The organism is Novosphingobium fuchskuhlense (genome assembly GCF_001519075.1).
GTDB lineage: Bacteria > Pseudomonadota > Alphaproteobacteria > Sphingomonadales > Sphingomonadaceae > Novosphingobium > Novosphingobium fuchskuhlense.
This window is the reverse complement of sequence record NZ_KQ954244.1, coordinates 1,731,868-1,748,437: the sequence shown is the minus strand read 5'-3', so window position 1 is coordinate 1,748,437 and position 16,570 is coordinate 1,731,868. Positions and strand designations below refer to the sequence as shown.

At 68.1% G+C, this 16,570-nt stretch carries 11 protein-coding genes; 10 read left to right on the top strand and 1 reads right to left on the bottom strand.

Translation table 11 applies throughout. The features are described from left to right. The first annotated feature begins 34 nt into the window (after positions 1-34). The 10 genes from AQZ52_RS08160 (at position 35) to AQZ52_RS08110 (ending at position 14,813) form a co-directional block, all read left to right on the top strand. Positions 35-5,200 carry a DUF11 domain-containing protein gene (locus tag AQZ52_RS08160; RefSeq protein WP_067909698.1) on the top strand — a complete coding sequence of 1,722 codons (5,166 nt, stop codon included), beginning with the start codon at positions 35-37 and terminating at the stop codon, positions 5,198-5,200. 98 nt (positions 5,201-5,298) lie between these two features. Next, on the top strand, positions 5,299-5,883 hold the full coding sequence (locus AQZ52_RS08155) for a DUF4402 domain-containing protein (RefSeq protein ID WP_082697631.1): 585 nt from the start codon (positions 5,299-5,301) through the stop codon (positions 5,881-5,883). After that, on the top strand, positions 5,883-6,443 hold the full coding sequence (locus AQZ52_RS08150; RefSeq protein ID WP_067908279.1) for a DUF4402 domain-containing protein: 561 nt from the start codon (positions 5,883-5,885) through the stop codon (positions 6,441-6,443). The genes AQZ52_RS08155 and AQZ52_RS08150 overlap by 1 nt, the downstream gene beginning before the upstream one ends. A gap of 160 nt (positions 6,444-6,603) precedes the next feature. Then, positions 6,604-7,101: a DUF4402 domain-containing protein gene (locus AQZ52_RS08145; RefSeq protein WP_240481483.1), complete on the top strand. Its 498-nt coding sequence runs from the start codon at positions 6,604-6,606 to the stop codon at positions 7,099-7,101. Between the two features lie 363 nt (positions 7,102-7,464). Beyond that, a complete protein-coding gene (locus tag AQZ52_RS08140) occupies positions 7,465-7,974 on the top strand; it encodes a DUF4402 domain-containing protein (protein ID WP_240481482.1) in 510 nt (169 codons plus the stop codon). A 65-nt stretch (positions 7,975-8,039) separates the two neighbouring features. Continuing rightward, positions 8,040-8,570, top strand: coding sequence for a DUF4402 domain-containing protein (locus AQZ52_RS08135; protein ID WP_067908274.1), 531 nt, complete (start codon positions 8,040-8,042; stop codon positions 8,568-8,570). Positions 8,571-9,064: 494 nt separating this feature from the next. Next, entirely contained in the window at positions 9,065-9,559 is a 495-nt protein-coding gene (locus AQZ52_RS08130) for a DUF4402 domain-containing protein (RefSeq protein ID WP_067908271.1), read from the top strand. A gap of 44 nt (positions 9,560-9,603) precedes the next feature. Further along, complete coding sequence (locus AQZ52_RS08120; RefSeq protein WP_082697629.1) at positions 9,604-10,170, top strand: DUF4402 domain-containing protein; 567 nt, start codon at positions 9,604-9,606, stop codon at positions 10,168-10,170. Positions 10,171-10,242: 72 nt separating this feature from the next. After that, positions 10,243-11,202, top strand: a complete 960-nt coding sequence (locus AQZ52_RS08115) for a fimbrial biogenesis chaperone (RefSeq protein WP_067908262.1) — start codon at positions 10,243-10,245, stop codon at positions 11,200-11,202. After that, positions 11,199-14,813, top strand: a complete 3,615-nt coding sequence (locus AQZ52_RS08110) for a hypothetical protein (protein WP_156424815.1) — start codon at positions 11,199-11,201, stop codon at positions 14,811-14,813. The genes AQZ52_RS08115 and AQZ52_RS08110 overlap by 4 nt, the downstream gene beginning before the upstream one ends. Before the next feature lie 43 nt (positions 14,814-14,856). On the opposite strand, the gene AQZ52_RS08105 is transcribed toward AQZ52_RS08110, so the two are convergent. Further along, entirely contained in the window at positions 14,857-16,500 is a 1,644-nt protein-coding gene (locus tag AQZ52_RS08105; RefSeq protein ID WP_067908254.1) for a calcium-binding protein, read from the bottom strand. Positions 16,501-16,570: the final 70 nt, after the last annotated feature.

Here is a 16,570-nt window from a genome sequence, read left to right as displayed (position 1 = left end):
CGCCATGTCGGCATTGCGGAACAGGATCTGGGCGATGGCCGCGCTGCTTTTTGCAGCGCTGTTTGCCATGACCAGCGTTCCCGCCGCGGCGACCACCATCACCAACACCGCCCACGCTCACTGGATCGCAGGCGATACCGAGATCACCACCGATTCCAACGTGGTCTCGTTCGATGTGGTGACGGAAAACCCCACGATTTCAGTCCTGCCCCTGCCCGGCGGCAGCGACACGTTCACAGTCAACGGCGGGATGTGCGCCGGAGCGCCGCTGCCGGCCGTCGATGTCGATGCGGGCGGCGCCGACCCGACCGATCCCAAGACGATTTCGAGCATCACGGTCGGCCAACCGGTCGTCTTCCGCCTCGTGCTGGCGCGCGGCGCACTCGATCCCACCAGGCCCGACATCGTGAAGGTGACGATCACGTCCGCCAGTGGCGACCGCGAGCAGATCACGGTGACCGAGACCGCGGCGGACAGCGGCGTTTTCTATGGCGCGATCCCGACCAGCGCGATTCCGCCCCAGCCCCGGGACGGCGATTGCCGGCTCAGCGTCTCGGGCGGCGACAAGGTCACCGTCTCCTACAACGGCGCGAGCGGCGACGGCTCGGTCATCAAGACCGACGTGGACGTGCTGGCGGACCCCTATGGCCTTGTTTTCGATAGCGAAGATGCCGCGCCCATCGATGGTGCGCGCGTGACGCTGGTCGATGTCGCGACCGGCAAGCCCGCGCGCGTGTTCGCCGAGGACGGCGTGACAACCTGGCCTTCAACCATCGTCACCGGCTCACTCATCACCGACGGCGCCGGCCGCACCTGGCAGATGCCGGAGGGCGAATACCGCTTCCCGCTCGCTCCGCTCGGCACCTACCGGCTGGTGGTGGAGCCGCCAGAGCCCTACACGGCGCCCTCGGCGCTTACACCCAAGAACTTTGCCGGCCTGCGGCGCCCCGATGGGGGCGATCTGGTTATTCTACCGGCCTCTTATGGTGAAAGTCTGGCACTTTCGAGCCCTGCGCCGGTGCGCGTAGACATTCCGGTGGACCGGCCCCCGGTTGCGGTGAGCCTGAGCAAGACGGCATCCCGCCAAGTCGCCCAGCCGGGTGATGCGGTGTTCTATACGGTCACCGTGCGCAATACCGACCCCGGCAGGGCCAAACGCGGCGTGGTGCTGAGCGACACGCCCGCCTCCAGCCTGCGCCTGCGCGCGGGAACGATCCGCATCGATGGCGTGAAGGCGGCGAAGGACACGGTGACCGTGGCCCCCGACGGGCGCACGCTGACGATCGCGATCGGCACGATTGCCCCCGGCGCGACGCGGACCGTGACGTATGCCATGACCGTGCGGCCGGAAGCCTCGGCCGGCAACGCAGTTAACCGCATTGACGCCATTGATGCACGCGGACTAACCGCAACGGCGAGCGCCGCCGTACGCGTCGAGCGCGACAACCTGGCCGCGACGATGACGCTGATCGGGCGCGTGACGCTGGGCGGCTGCGACGTGCCGAACACCCGCAAGGCACCGCGCCCGGGCATCGGCGGCGTGCGGCTGGTGCTCGAAGACGGCAGCTTTGCGGTCACCGACGCCGATGGCCGCTACCACTTCGAAGGGCTGATGCCCGGCACGCATGTCGTTGAAGCGCAAGAGGTAACCTTGCCCAAGGGCGGCAAGTTCGTTGATTGCACACGCTCCACCCGCAGCGCGGGCAGCGCCGCCAGCCGCTTCGTGATCGGCCAGGGCGGCAGCCTTGCCGTCGCCAACTTCGCTGCCACGGTGCCCGCCGAAACACTGGCCGCCGCGGCCGCTGCCGCCGAGGCCGCCAAGCCCGTCGCCGAAACCGACCGCACGGCGGCCGGCGGCGATACCGACTGGATCGGCATGGGCGACGGCCCGACCGAATTCCTGTTTCCCACCGCCGACTACAACCCGCGCGCGCCGACCACCCGCGTGGTGATCCGCCACCGCAAGGGCCAAACAGTGGCACTGAAGATCGACGGCAAGCCGGTCGACAAGCTGGCCTTCGACGGCACCCAGAGCGCGCCCGACGGCCATGCCGTGAGCATCTGGCGCGGCCTGCCGCTGCCCGGCGAGGACACCCGCTTCGACGCCGAGGTGCGTGATCCCTCCGGCGCGGTGGTGCAATCGCTCACCCGCACCGTGCATTTCGGGGCGACGCCTGCACGGGTCGAACTGGTGCCCGAGCGCACGCGGCTGGTGGCGGACGGGGCGCCCCGCCCGGTGGTGGCGGTGCGCGTGCTCGACCGCACCGGCCGCCCGGTCCACGCCGGCATTTCCGGCCCGATCACGCTGTCCGCACCTTATGAAAGCGCCGCTGCGCTCGATGCCATGCAGAGCCGCGTGCTGGCCGGACTGGATCGCGCGCCGCCGACGTGGACGGTGAAGGGCGACGACGGCGTCGCGCTGATCGAGCTGGCGCCGACCATGGTCAGCGGCAGCGTCGACCTCACCTTCCAGTTCACCGACCGCGAAGTGAAACGCAGCCAGGTTCTCGAAGCGTGGGTCGTCCCCGGCGAGGCGAAGTGGACGCTGGTGGGCCTTGCTGAAGCCGCAGCAGGCGCGAAGACCATAGCCGATCACATGCAGCGCACCGGTCGCTTCGACAGCGACCTTGGTGATCACGCGCGCATCGCGTTCTATGCCAAGGGCCGGATCAAGGGCAAATGGCTGACCACGGTCGCCTATGACAGCGCAAAGCAGCGTGCCGAGCAGCGTCTGCTCGGCGGGCTCGATCCCAAGGCCTATTACACCGTCTTCGCCGATGGATCCGACCGCCGCTTCGATGCCGCGAGCGTGAACAAGCTCTATGTGCGCATCGAAAGCGCCAAGGTCCGCGCGCTGTTCGGCGATTTCGACACCGGCTTCGATCACACCCAGCTTGGCCGCTATCAGCGCACGATGACCGGCGTGAAGGCCGAAGCGCGCGCCGGCAAGCTGCGCGGCGAGGCCTATGCCGCCAAGGTTGCCACCACACATCGCCGCGACCAGATCCCCGGCGGCGGCATCAGCGGGCCCTATCGCCTCTCCAGCCGCGCGATCGTGCCCAACAGCGAGACAGTAACGATCGAAGTGCGCGACCGCTTCCGTTCGGAAGTGGTTGTCACAAGCCAGACGCTCACGCGTTTCCTCGATTACGATATCGATCTCCTCGCCGGCACGATCACCTTCAAGCAGCCGGTACTGAGCCGCGATGCGGACCTCAATCCGCAGACGATCGTCGTCGATTACGAAATCGACACGCTGAACGGGGGGGCATGGAACGCGGGTGCGCGCACCGAATGGCGCAGCAAGTCCGAGAAGGTACGCCTTGGCGCGACCGCGATCAGCGATGCCTCGGCGAATGCGGGCGCGGCCGTCACCCGCACCAATCTCGGCGCGGTCGATGCCAAGGTCTTTCTCGGCACCAAGACCGAAGTGCGCGCGGAAGCGGCGATGAGCCATGCGACCGGCGGCAGCCCCGCCGGCAGCGGCACCAAGGCCGCGTGGATGATCGAGGCCGAGCGCCATGACGCGAAGCTCGACGTGCTGGCCTATATCCGCTCGCTCGATGCCAATTTCGGAGTGGGTCAGGTGAGCATCGGCGAACTCGGCCGCCGCAAGATCGGTGTCGATACGCGCTACCGCATCACCCAGAAGTGGCTGGTGAGCGCCACCGCGTGGCACGATACCTCGCTGGTCGACGGCTCGCACCGCAGCGCGATGCAACTGGGCACGACGTGGAATTCGGCCGGAACCGAAATGCGCCTCGGCGTGGCCCGCTACAGCGAGACCCTGGCGGACGGCGCGGCAGCAGGCCCCACCGGCGCGAAGGGCGGCAGCACCACGCTCATCGAGGCGGGCAGCACCAAGCGCCTGTTCGACAACAAGCTGGAACTGAGCGCGGCCGGTTCGGTCTCGATCGGCAGCCGCGATGCGACCTCGTACCAGGCGCCGCGCTACCGGCTGGGCGTGCGCTATGCGATCACGCCCGATGTGCGCCTGATCAGCGACTACGAGATCGGCAATGGCGGCCAGGGTGAAACGCGCACGCTGCGCGGCGGACTGGAAGTGCAGCCGTGGACCGGGGCCAAGATAGCCGCGGTCGTTGGCCAGCAGACCACAAAGGGCCTTGCGACCACCGGCAGCGAGCAGCCGCAGACGATCACCGAGCAGGGCAAGCGCGCTTTCGCCTCCTACGGCCTCGCGCAATCGCTGCCGATCAGCAAGGCGCTGACGATCGATGCGACCATCGACGGCAACAAGGTGATCGGCGGCAAGAGCGCGCTTGCGACCAATGGCGGCACTGCGGTCGTCGGGGCGAGCAGCCAGACGACGATTGCCGAAGATTTCAGGGCCTATACGCTCGGCGCGACCTGGCGCTCGGGCCGCTGGAGCGCGACCGCGCGCGGCGAACTGCGCGACGGCGAAATCACGCGGCGCAAGGGTTTCACTTTCGGCGCGATCCGGCAGATGGGCGAAGGCAGCGTGGTCGGCGGCGCGCTGACGCTGACGTCGATGCACGACGCGAGCGGGGCGGCAAGCGCGGTTGGCAGCGCGGCAATTTCCATCGCGCACCGGCCGGCGACTTCGGCCTTCGCGTTCCTCGCCAAGCTGGAATACCGCAGCGACCGCATTTCCGGCGTGGTGACCGGCAACGACACTGGCAGCGCAACCGGCGGCAGCGCAACCGGCGGCAGCGCAACCGGCGGCAGCGCGACGGGCAGCACTGCAACAGGCGGCACTGCGCTCACCGTCGATGGCAATGCCCGCTCGCACCGCATGGTTGCCAGCTTCTCGGGCGATTGGGCCCCCAACGGCCGGGTCGATGGCCAGATGGTCCAGCGCACCGAAATCGGCGTGTTCGTGGCTGCGCGGTACAATTTCGATCGCTACCAGGGCTTCGACCTTGCAGGTACGACCTTGCTCGGCGGGCTCGATGCGCGGTTCGGCATCGGCAAGCGCATCGAAGTGGGCGGCAGCGCAACCGTGCGGCGCAGCCTCTCCGATGGCACGACGTCCTACGCGCTGGGCCCGCAGATCGGCATCGTTCCGGCCAACAACGTGATGGTGGTGATCGGCTATAACCTGACCGGCTTCCGCGACCGCGATTTCGAGGCCGCTCGCAGCACCAGCAAAGGCATCTTCGCGACGATGCGGATGAAGTTCGACAGCCAGAGCCTCGGTTTTCTGGGGATCGGCCGGTAAGGCTGTCCGTTAACAACTGAACCAGGACGAGTACCGGCGCGGGACGGCGCGCGTCGGCGGGCTTGCCGCCATACCGCGCGGGGCTTATCACTCCGGCCATGGCATCGTCGCTCGTGCAAGTTCGGCCGAAGATCGGGGCGTGTGCCCGGGCCGCACGGCGTGTACTTGCCGCCATGCTGGGCGCGGGCCTTGCCCTGTCCACCCCCGCTCTTGCCGCCACACCCTCGATTACCGTAACCGCCGACCAGGCATTGCGCTTCGGCAGCTTTTTCACCGATACATCAGGTACGCGGACCGTTTCAGCAACCGGTACGGTTACAGGTTCCGCCATCGTTCCGCTCACCGGCAGCGCGCCGGGTCCGGCGCAGTTCACCTTCACCTATGATCGCGGCATCAATGCCAACGTCAATTATTCGCTGCTGATCGCGGTGCTGGTGCCCGGTACGGCCAGTCAGATCAGCGGCGGAGTGACCGGCACGATCGCCAGTTTCAACACCGATCTGCCGGGGGTCAGCGCGCTCCTGCCCGGCCAGATCGCGCAGATCACCCTGACCGGTTGCCAGAGCCGCATCTGCAGCCGCACGTTCCGTGTTGGTGGCACCTTGCAGGTGGCCCGCACATCGGGCGGAGCTGAGCTGGCCATCCCGATCCCCATCGTCGTCACCGTTCTGGCGGAGCTGTGATGCGCGGCGGCCTTTTCACAGTGATCGCCTGCATGGCCGGCGCCTCCCCCGCCCTTGCCGCGCCGGGCCAAAGCGCTTCGGCGCTGGGCCAGGCCGAAGCGGTGATCATCGCGCCGATCATGGCCGTCTCGATCAACGATCTCGATTTCGGCTCGCTTACGTCCTCGCCCTCGGCGAGCGGCGCGGTCACCGTCGCGGCCGAGGGCGGCGCCAACTATACCGGCGGCGCTTCACCCGCCTGTGCCGGGGGCGGCAGTTGCGCGGGGATCACGCCGGCGCGCTTCCGCGTCAGCGGCGAGGCAGGGCGCAGCTATACCGTCAGCGGACCCCTCGCGATCACCGCGACAGGCACGCTGATGGCCGGCGGGGCCGCACCGGCGCTGGCGATCGACGCGCTGACCGTGCATCTGGACAGCCACGCCGGCGCGATAACCAGGATCGGCCAGCTTGACGACAAGGGCGAAGACCGCATCGCGATCGGCGGCCGGCTCACCGTGCCTGCCGGCACCGCAGCGGCGCATTACCGGGCGACGCTGACGATCATGGTCACCTACAGCTGACCGGCCTGCCTCGCCACCTCGTGTGACTTGGCGAAGCGCTTACCTTTCATTAACCATATATACTTAGTGAAAATACATAAGAGGACGCCGGTTGGCCCGGATCCTCCAGTCCCGCCGTCTCTCCGGTGCGGGGCACACAGGGACCACAGGAGCAAAACCGGTGAACAGACTTTTTTCCGCTGCGCTGATCGCGCTTGCAACGACAAGCCCCGCCCTTGCGGCGCCGGGCAACCAGTCGACCGCCACGGGGACAGCCACGGCGACGGTCGTCGCACCGATCGTGCTGACCCATCCGGCCAGCGCAAGCCTCAATTTCGGCCGCTTCACCCGCGGCACCGGCGGCAGCGTGACCGTGACCGCCACCGGCACCGGCTCGGTCGGCAGCGACGTGACCTTTGTTCCCGGCTCGACCACGGCAGCAGACAGTTTCACCGTGGCGGGCGATGCCAACCGGTCCTACTCGATCGCAACCACGGGCGGAAACGTGACCTCGGGTGGCACCAGCCTCACCTTTACGACCGCGCCTTCGGCGACCACCGCGACGCTGAGCGCAGCCGGGACCGGCAGTTTTACGGTGGGCGGCACGCTGACGGTTTCGCCGACGGCGCCCATCGGGGCCTATAACGGCACCTATTCGGCCACCGTCGCCTACAACTGAACCGGCCCTGCGCGGACCGGCCTGCATGGACCGGCCCACCGCTGAACAGCGGTTAACCAAACAACCTGATGAAGGAGCGGCGGCGCACTCTGTGTGGCCGCCGCTTGCGCATGGGACTTTCCGGCGCACTCGCCATATAATTCCATTTGAATCAGATACTTGTTTTTCGTGCGAATAGTCCGAATCGGACTATTTTATGCGAGGTCTGTGCAAATGGTTTCCAACTGCAAACCCTTTATTAACCATCTTTCATTAGGACTTTTACGTATCAGGACGCCGGAAGTCGGGGCCCTGATGGACAACAGATTTACCAGCTCCAAGACCGGGACGTTGCGGGGCGCACAGCAATCAGGAGCACTTGACGTGAAGAAGATCATCCTCGCTTCCACCATCGCCGCGCTCGGCGTTCTCGCGACGGCAACCCCCGCCTTCGCCGGCTCGGGCAACCAGTCCACCGCCAACGGTACCGCGACCGCGACGATTGTCGCGCCGATCGTGCTGACCCACCCGGCGGCCGCCAGCCTCAACTTCGGCCGCTTCACCACCGGCACCGGCGGCACGGTGACGATCACGGCAGCGGGCGCCGGCTCGGTCGGCAGCGACGTGACGTTCGTGCCGGGTTCGGCCACCTCGGCTGACCAGTTCACCGTCGCGGGCGATGCCAGCCGCTCGTTCTCGATCACGACCACCGGCGGCAACGTGACTTCGGGTTCGACCAACCTGGCGTTCACCACCAGCCCGTCAGCCGCAACGGCTGCGCTGGGCACCACCGGCACCGCCAGCTTCACCGTCGGCGGCACGCTGACGGTGACCGGCACCGCGCCGGCCGGTTCGTACACCGGCACCTACTCCGCGACTGTCACGTACAACTGAGCCCGGGATTGCCCCGGCTGCCGCTACTGTGGCGGCAGCCGGGCTCTCGCCAACAAGGCCATGCCATGACGCCCCGTCTTCGCCTTCTGCTGACCGCACTTGTCGTGCTCGTGGCGCCGCTCCCGGCCCCGGGCACTGCGTTTGCGGCCCCCGGCGGCACGGTGACGGTGACCGGCACGGCCAGCGCCCAGATCATCACACCGATCAGCATCGTCGCCACAGCGCCCCTGAGCTTTGGCGTGATGGCCCAGCCGACCGCGGCGGGCACGGTCACCGTGAGCACGGCTGGCAATGTCACCACCACCGGCGGCATGGTCGGCAACACCGCGATTGCCCAGGGCAGCGCAGGCCCGCAGGCCGGCAAGTTCCGCGTCAGCGGCGAGCCGGGCCGACAGTTCTTCGTCACCCTCCCCGCAGCGGCCACTGTGAGCCGCAGCGGCGGGTCGATGGTGATCACCCTGTTCACGGTCGGCGCACTCACCGGATCACCGGTCGGCACGCTCGACATCGCGGTCGGCGGGACGCTCGCCGTCGGTGCCGCGCAGCCGATCGGCACCTACACCGGCACCTACCAGGTCACCGCTTCCTACAACTGACGCGGGCACGCGCAGCAGCCGCTTGCCCGGCCGGCCCGAATCCCCCACTCCACCCCACCGCTTCTGAACCGCCCGCGCCGCACCGGCTGCGGGCTTTTTTGCGCGTCCGCCGGGGCTCACTGGGCACGATAAGCGGTTTTGCTAGGGAAAAATCTTCCCCGGCAAAAAATTTCTCTCAATTTTTCCGGCACCTAGCAGCGTGTTCCGCAGCCTGAGACAAGCCAAATCCATGCATTCCAAAGCGCAATTACTCTATCCAACTGCGACACTTGCATGGTTAATACTGAATAAATAGACCTTAATCAGAGGTTTATTTTCCCATTTTGGAACACATTTCAAGTAAAAACGCGAATAACTACCCATTAACTCGCGCCGAATACGTGTTTCTACGTACCGAATACAGGTGATGCAGCCTGAATTCGCCGTACAGCAGTTTCTTGGCCGTGTCGCAGCCCAGGGGGGAGGCGCCACGGCCGCCACTCGGGAGCATACACGTGAAGAAGATCGTCCTCGCTTCGGCCATCGCCCTCCTCTCCGCCACGCCGGCTTTCGCCGCTCCGGGCAACACCTCGAGCGCCAACGGCGCCGCATCGGCCACCATCGTCCAGCCGATCGTGCTGACCCACGTTTCGAGCGCCGCCCTGGCGTTCGGCACGATCACCACCGGCGCTGGCGGCTCGGTCGTCATCACAGCGGCCGGCAGCACCTCGTACACCGGCGAAGTCACTTCGGTTCCGGGCGTTGCGCCTTCGGCTGACGCGTTCACCGTCGCGGGTGACAGCAACCGTTCGTACGCGATCACCACCGGCAGCGGCAGCGTGACCAGCGGCAGCAATTCGATCGCCTTCACGACCGCGCCCTCGGCGAGCAACGCGACCCTGAGCGGCGGTGCCGGCTCGTTCACCGTCGGCGGCACGCTGACCCTGACCGGCACCGAAGTAGCCGGCAGCTACACCGGTTCCTACCCGGCGACCGTTACCTACAACTGACATCCCGAAGCGGTCGGGGTGCGCCCAGAGTGGCGCACCCCGACATGCTCGCCTCCCCTCCGCACCGGATCATCCTGATGTCACCCGCCCCGCGACTTCTGTCCGGGATGGCGGCCATGGCCTGCGCCATGGTTGCCTTCTCCGGCACTGCGTGCGCAGCTCCGAGCAGCTCGACCATGAGCGGCGCGGCGCAGGCGGTCGTGATCAAGCCGCTCGCCATCGTGGCGGTCGACAGTCTCTCGTTCGGTGACCTGACCCGACCGACCGCTGCGGGCACTGTCGTGCTCGATCCTTCGGGCGCGATCACCACCACCGGCGGCGTGCTGACCAGCACGGCCATCGCCCAGAGCGGCCCGCGCCGCGCGGGCACCTTCACCGTGAACGGTGATCCGGGCCGACAATTCATCATCGACCTGCCCACCGTCGCCATCCTGCGCCAGGGCAGCCGCAACATGCGCCTCAGCGCCTTCCGCAGCAACTGGACCGCCGGCACCGCATTCAGCCCGACCGGCATTTTCGCCCTCACGGTCGGCGCCACGCTGAATGTCGGCGCAAATCAAACGACCGGGACCTATACCGGCACTTATGCGGTAACTGTGACTTATCAGTAGTCGGTGATTGCCAGCGAATCAGGGTTTCTCCATAAGGGTATTAACCTAATTCGCTGATCCGGAACTGACCCCTTGCACACCACCGGCCCCCTCGGCCCTGTAGCGCGCCTGAAGACCGCCGCGCTGGCGCTGAGCCTTATTTTGCCCTCTTCCAACAACGCCCTGGCCCAGCCGGCCAAACAGGCAGAGGAGGCGCCAGACGCGCCGCCGGCCCCGGCCGCACTGCCGGCCGGCGCGGTTGGCGGGATGGGCGACATCAACCTCTTTCCCAAGCGCGTGGTGATCGATGATCGCACCCGCATCGCCAGCGTGGGGCTCTATAACCGCGCAGCGGTGGCGGGCGAGTACGAGATCACCGTTTCCGACATGGCCATGCAGCGCGACGGGCGGCTGGTCGATCTGGCCACGCTGCAGGACAGCGCCGCACGCGATGCCGTGCACACCGCCAGCGGCTTCCTGCGCTGGTCACCGCGCCACGTCGCGCTGCCGGCCAGCGAGGCGCAGATGGTGCGGATCATGGCCCGCGTGCCGCCCGATCTCCCGCCGGGCGAATACCGTTCGCACTTCACCGTGGTGTCGGTTCCGCCTGAAACCGGCGGCACCAGCATCGACGAGGCAGCCGGCGGCGAGGCGAACGGCGGCATCGGCGTGCGGATCGTGCCACGCTTCGGCATCTCGATCCCGGTGATCGTGCGCGTGGGCGAGACGACACTGACGGCGGGGCTCAAGGATCTCTCGTTCAAGGCGGCGGCGGGCAGCCCGGCCGCGCTTTCGCTGACGATCACCCGCGACGGCACGCGTTCGGCCTTCGGCGACATCATCGTGACGGCCCCGGGCGCGAAGAAGCCTGTGGCCGAGGTCAAGGGCATCGGCGTCTATACCGAGATCCCCGAGCGTGCGGTGCAGGTGCTGATCGACCCGGCGACCGAGCCGCGCTTCCTTGCCCGCGGGACCCGCTGGACGGTGAGCTATGTGGATGACGACATGTCACCCGGCAAAGTGCTCGCGCGGCAGGAATTCGTCGTGCCGTGAACCGGCGCGGGGGGGGCGATACCAGATCCTCCGGACGCTTGCGGGTCGTGCTGGGCGCGACCCTCGCGCTCGCGGGGGATACCGCGCGCCGTGAACTGAGCCCGCCGGATGGCCCCGCCGCCGATCCGGTGCGCGAGGCGAGGAAAGCGCGGCGGCCGGCGCGGCTACCCGAACCGCGCTTTGCCGAGGCCGCAGCCCCGGTGACAAAAGCGGCGGCAGCGCCCGCGCGGAAGGCCGCTGCGAAGCGGGCCGCGCCGAAGAAGGCTGCCGTGTTCGCGGCGCCGGAAGCCCTGCCGGGGCCGGAATTTGCGGCTGCGGCACCGGCACCCTCCCCCCCGTCTGCACCAGAAGTGGCAGCGCCAACGCTTCCCGAAGTCGCCCCGCAAGAGGCACCTCCGCCAGAGCCCGTGGCCCAACCGCCTGAGGCCGCGCCGATCCCGCAAGCCCCGCCCGCAATCCCGCCCGAAGGCCCGCCCGCACCCGCGATGGATGAGGCGCAGCTGGCCGAAGCGCCCGCTGCTGCGCCGCCTGCTGTCGCTGCCACCCCGCCCGATGCGGCTCCTGCTGCGACACCCGCGCCGCCCCCGGCCACAGCGGCCTCGCCCCAGCCGCCCGCCAGCAAGATCGCCGCGCCCAAGGCCGAGCCCGAACCGCCTACCACTGCCCCAGCCCCGGCTCTGACCCCGAACAAGACAAGCCTCGCCGATGCCCTCCCGCGCCCTGCCTTTGGCGGCCCAGCGCCCACGGCAGCGCCGCACCCGCCTCCGCCTCCGACCCGGGCGCCCGTTACATCCGCACCGGCGCCCCCCCGCCTCGCCTACCTCGCGACCACGGCCGCCGCTCTCCCCGCAGCGGCGGCGTCCGGCTTTGCCGCGAGCCGCAGCGCTCTGCCCGAGCCCCGATTCGGCCTGCCCGCCAGCCCTGGCGGCCCGAAACCCGCCCTCACCGCATCGTCGCAGCGCGCCAACATCACCGATTCTGCCGGCCTTGGCGCGGCCACCAAGGTGCCGGTGATCAGCGAGGACGACGAACTCATCCTCCAGATCGAGACCCCAGGGGCCGGGATGAGCGACACCATCGTCGCCTATGGCCTGCGCGAGGGCGTCTATCTGCCGCTGGGCGCCCTCACCCGCTTCCTCGATCTGCCCATCGCGGTGAGCGACGACGGGCACTATGCCAGCGGCTGGTTCCTCAATGAGAAGCGCACCCTCGCGCTCAACTTGCGCGATGGCACGCTGGTCGTCGCCGGCCGGCCGCTCGCCCTCGGCAAGGGCGATGCGGTGGCCTACGAAGGCGAACTCTATGTCCGCGCCGACCGCATCGGCGATATCTTCCCGCTCGATCTCAAGGTCGATCTGCGCGCGCAGACCATCACGCTGCAGACGCGCGAGCCGTTTCCCTTCGAGGAGCGCCTTGCCCGCGAGGCCGACCGTGAGCGGCTTGCCTCGCGGTCGGGCCGCGAAGGCCCGGCTCGCTTCCCGCGCGAGGAAACGCCGTGGCGCGGCCTTTCCGTGCCGATGGGCGAAACCGAACTGCGCGCGCTGACCGACGACGATCTCGGTGCGCGGCTGGAAGCGGACTTGCGCCTTTCCGGCGATATCGCGTTCATGACCGCGCGCGCCTATACCAGCCTTTCAACCCGCGACGGCCTGACCGCCGCCCGCCTCGAGCTGGGCCGGCGCGATCCCGATGGCGATCTGCTGGGTCCGCTCAAGGCAACCGAGTTCCAGCTCGGCGATGTCGCGACCGGCGCGCTGCCTATCGGCTTGCGCGGGGTAAGCGGGCGCGGCGCCTTCATCACCAATGCGCCGCTCGAACAGGCCTCGATTTTCGACGCGGTCGATCTGCGCGGCGATCTGCTCGATGGCTACGAAGTCGAGCTCTACCGCAACAACACGCTGATCGGATCGACCCGCACGCCGGTGAACGGGCAATATGCCTTCCTGCAAGTGCCGGTCGATTTCGGGCTCAACGTGTTCCGCCTCGTGTTCTACGGGCCGCAGGGCCAGCGCCGCGAAGTGGTGCGCAAGATCAGCGTCGGCGATGGCCGCCTTGCGCCCGGACAGTTCATCTACAGCCTGGGCGCGGCGCAGAAAGATACCAACCTGTTCGGCGTACGCGGTCCACGCTTCAGCGCCGCCCCCGATTTCGGATCGTGGCGCGCCACCGCGGAGCTGGGCTACGGCATCAACCGCGCCGTCACCGCGACGATGGGCGCGGCGACCTGGGCAAGCGGCGGCAAGCACCACTGGCTTGCCGCGACCGGCCTCAGGACCGGCATCGGGGCGACCGCGCTGCGGCTCGATCTCGGCCTGCAGGACGCCGGCGGGCACACGGTCGAGATGGGCCTCGGCGGCAAGCTCCTCGGCCTTGGCTACAGCCTCAACCACGCCGAATACGGCGGCGGCGCGATCGACGAAGTGCGCGCCTTCACCGGCGAGCCGCTGCGCCGGGCGACCGAGCTCAATCTCAACACCACGCTGCACCTCGGCTCGGGCACCCATGCGCGGATCATGCCGATCACCAGCCAGGTGCGGCGGATAGAATTTGCCGATGGCCGGCGCCAGACCGATGCCGCCTTGCGCACCACCTTGCCGCTGGGCGGCGTGCTGCTCTCCAACACCTTCGACTACAACCACACCAGCGCGCCCAACATCGCCGGCGGCACCGATACCAGCAACCGCCTGATCGGCACCTTCGACCTTGCGACGCTGTCCGGCTCGCGCACGCGCTACCGCGCCAGCCTCGGCTACGGCCTTGCCCCCGGGGTCAACCTGCAATCGGTGACGGTGGAGGCCGACCGCCGCTTCGGCGAAAGCACGCTGGTGCGCGGCGGGATCACCCACACGCTGGCCGAACACCAGACCACGCTCGGCCTTTCGGCGATCCGCCGCATCGGCCCGGTCAACGTGGCGTTCGACGGGTCCTACGGCTTTCCGACACGCAACTTCTCGCTCGCGCTCAGGGTCGGCTTCAGCTTCGGGCGCAACCCGCTTTCGGGCCGCGGCTTCATCGCACGGCCCGGCCTCACCAGCGGCGGGGCAGTGGCGGTGAGCGCGTTTGCCGATGCCAATGCCAACGGTCTGCGCGATCCCGGCGAAGCGCCGGTGGCGGGTGTCACCTTCCTTTCAGGCACCGATGAAACCCGCACCGACGCCAATGGCCGCGCCTTCGTCGCCGGGCTGGGCGACGGGGCGCGCGCCTCGATCCGGGTGGACGGCGATTCCATGCCCGATATCGCGCTTGCCCCCGCGCGCCCGGGGATCGAGGTGGTGCCGCGCCCGGGCCGCATCCACACCAGCGACTTTGCCATCGTCACCCTCAGCGACATCGAGGGCACCGCCTATTTCCGTGCCGAATCCGGCACCCGCGCCGTCTCGCGCCTCCAGCTGCGGCTGCTGCGCGCCGACGGCACGCTGGCCGCCCGCGCGCGCAGCGAATCCGATGGCTTCTTCCTGTTCGAACGCCTGCCTGCGGGCGAATACCGCCTCGACCTCGATCCGCAGCAGGCCGCCACGCTCAAGATCAGGCTGGAAGCGCCCGTCACGGTCACGCTCGGCGGCAAATCGGGCGTGGTGCGCCAATCGATCACCGTGAAATCGGCGCAGTAGACGATCGCGACTGCGGCGTTGGGCGCGACCTTGAGGCCTGCCCCTAGGCCACCAGCCAGATGTCGTGCGCCGCCAGTGTCGGCGCACCGCGCAACTGAGCAAAGGCGATGGCGGCCTGCGGGCCGGTGCCATCGGGATCGTAGGACAGGCGGCCGGTATCGGTGTTGTAGAGAATACGGTCAGAGGCATCGTGGGCGCGGTTGGCACCCGCCGCCGCGTAGAACGCGTCCTCCGCCAGCACCCCGGCGAAACCTGCAGCGGCAAACATCGCGAACTTCAGCGCGACCCGGTCGCCATCGGCCTCGGCAAAATCGCGCACCACATCGAGCGAGAGGCCGCGCACCGGCGCGGTGGCAAACACGAAGCTGTCTGCCCCGGCGCCGCCCGTCAGCACATCGCGGCCTGCGCCGCCGATCAGCGTGTCGTCACCCCCGCCGCCCGCGATCACGTCCCCGCCATCGCCGCCCGAGAGCACATTGGCAGCGGCATTGCCGGTGATGCGATTGGCGAGCGCGTTGCCGATCACATCCACCGCTGCGGTGCGGGTGAGAACAACCGTTTCGATGAACTGGCGGCCGTAGGCGGTCATATCACACGCGACCGACGAGCGGATCACGTCCTTGCCGCCGGGATCGACCACCAGCCCCGTGCTGGAATCGGTCTCATAGACAAGGTCGCCCGTGTCATCGACGAGGTAGGTGTCGTTGCCCGCACCGCCCGCCATGACATCCGCGCCGCTGCCCCCGTCGAGGATATCGTTGCCGGCCCCGCCGGTCAGGTTGTCCACCTCGGTCCCGCCGAGCAGGCGATCATCGCCCGCGCTGCCGGTAATCACGTCGCGCCCGCTCTCGCCCATCAGCGTGTTGTCGCCATCTCCGCCGGTGATCGTGTCATCGCCGGCCCCGCCGCGCATCATCGGCAGGAACGGAATGTCGAGCACATCATTGCCGATCGTGCCGAGCCCGGTATCGGCCAGCATCGCCAGATCGAGCGCGCCGATATCGTAGGCATATCCGGGGACCGCACCGAGCCCGTTCATCAGCCCGAGCAGGATATTGCCGCCGCGCGGATCGCCAGGGTCGTTGCCATAATGGTTGCCGTTGCCCTTGGTGAGCGGGATTCCGCCCAGGATCCGACTGCTCGTGGGGCCATTGAAACTGGCGTAAGGACTGCCGGCGACAATGCGGTAATCGAAGGGAGACTTGTAGTTCTCCGCGAACGTCCCGGTCGCGTCGTCAAAGAAGCCGTTGAAGCCGAGCCCGTGGCCCAGTTCGTGCAGGATGATCGATAGCCCGTCATACTTGTTCGCCGGTACGGGGCCGCGCGTTTCGGGCGTAGGATCGAGAAAGACCTGCGAGAGATTGTCGGCATTGACCCGGATGACGATGTCCGGCGCATTATCCGGGTTCTTGATGACATTGCCCTGCAACTTCAGCGCCACCGCGCTGACCCAGTACTTGATGTCGCCATCAGTCTTGAGCACGGCGCCGGCATCGGGCCCCGCATCGGCCAGGACCTGGGTCTCGCCGCCATGGATGATCTCGAGCCGGATCGCGATATCGGCATCGCCGGCGAGTTTCTCGCCCCACTGCTTCAGCGCCTCGTCGCACAGCCCCACGAGGAGGTTGGCCACCAACTGCGGAACAGCCGCCGTGTTGACCACATCGTAGGTCGCCTTCAACGCCATGTCAGTCTCCGCCTGCGCCCGGAGACTATGCCTGCATTCCAGCCGCTTGGCGAATGGAGACCGCCCCATT

Coding starts and splice junctions, on each gene's coding strand:
- AQZ52_RS08160 (WP_067909698.1), top strand. CDS start 35: ATGGCCGCGCTGCTTTTTGCAGCGCTGTTTGCCATGACCAGCGTTCCC.
- AQZ52_RS08155 (WP_082697631.1), top strand. CDS start 5,299: ATGGCATCGTCGCTCGTGCAAGTTCGGCCGAAGATCGGGGCGTGTGCC.
- AQZ52_RS08150 (WP_067908279.1), top strand. CDS start 5,883: ATGCGCGGCGGCCTTTTCACAGTGATCGCCTGCATGGCCGGCGCCTCC.
- AQZ52_RS08135 (WP_067908274.1), top strand. CDS start 8,040: ATGACGCCCCGTCTTCGCCTTCTGCTGACCGCACTTGTCGTGCTCGTG.
- AQZ52_RS08120 (WP_082697629.1), top strand. CDS start 9,604: ATGCTCGCCTCCCCTCCGCACCGGATCATCCTGATGTCACCCGCCCCG.
- AQZ52_RS08105 (WP_067908254.1), bottom strand. CDS start 16,500: ATGGCGTTGAAGGCGACCTACGATGTGGTCAACACGGCGGCTGTTCCG.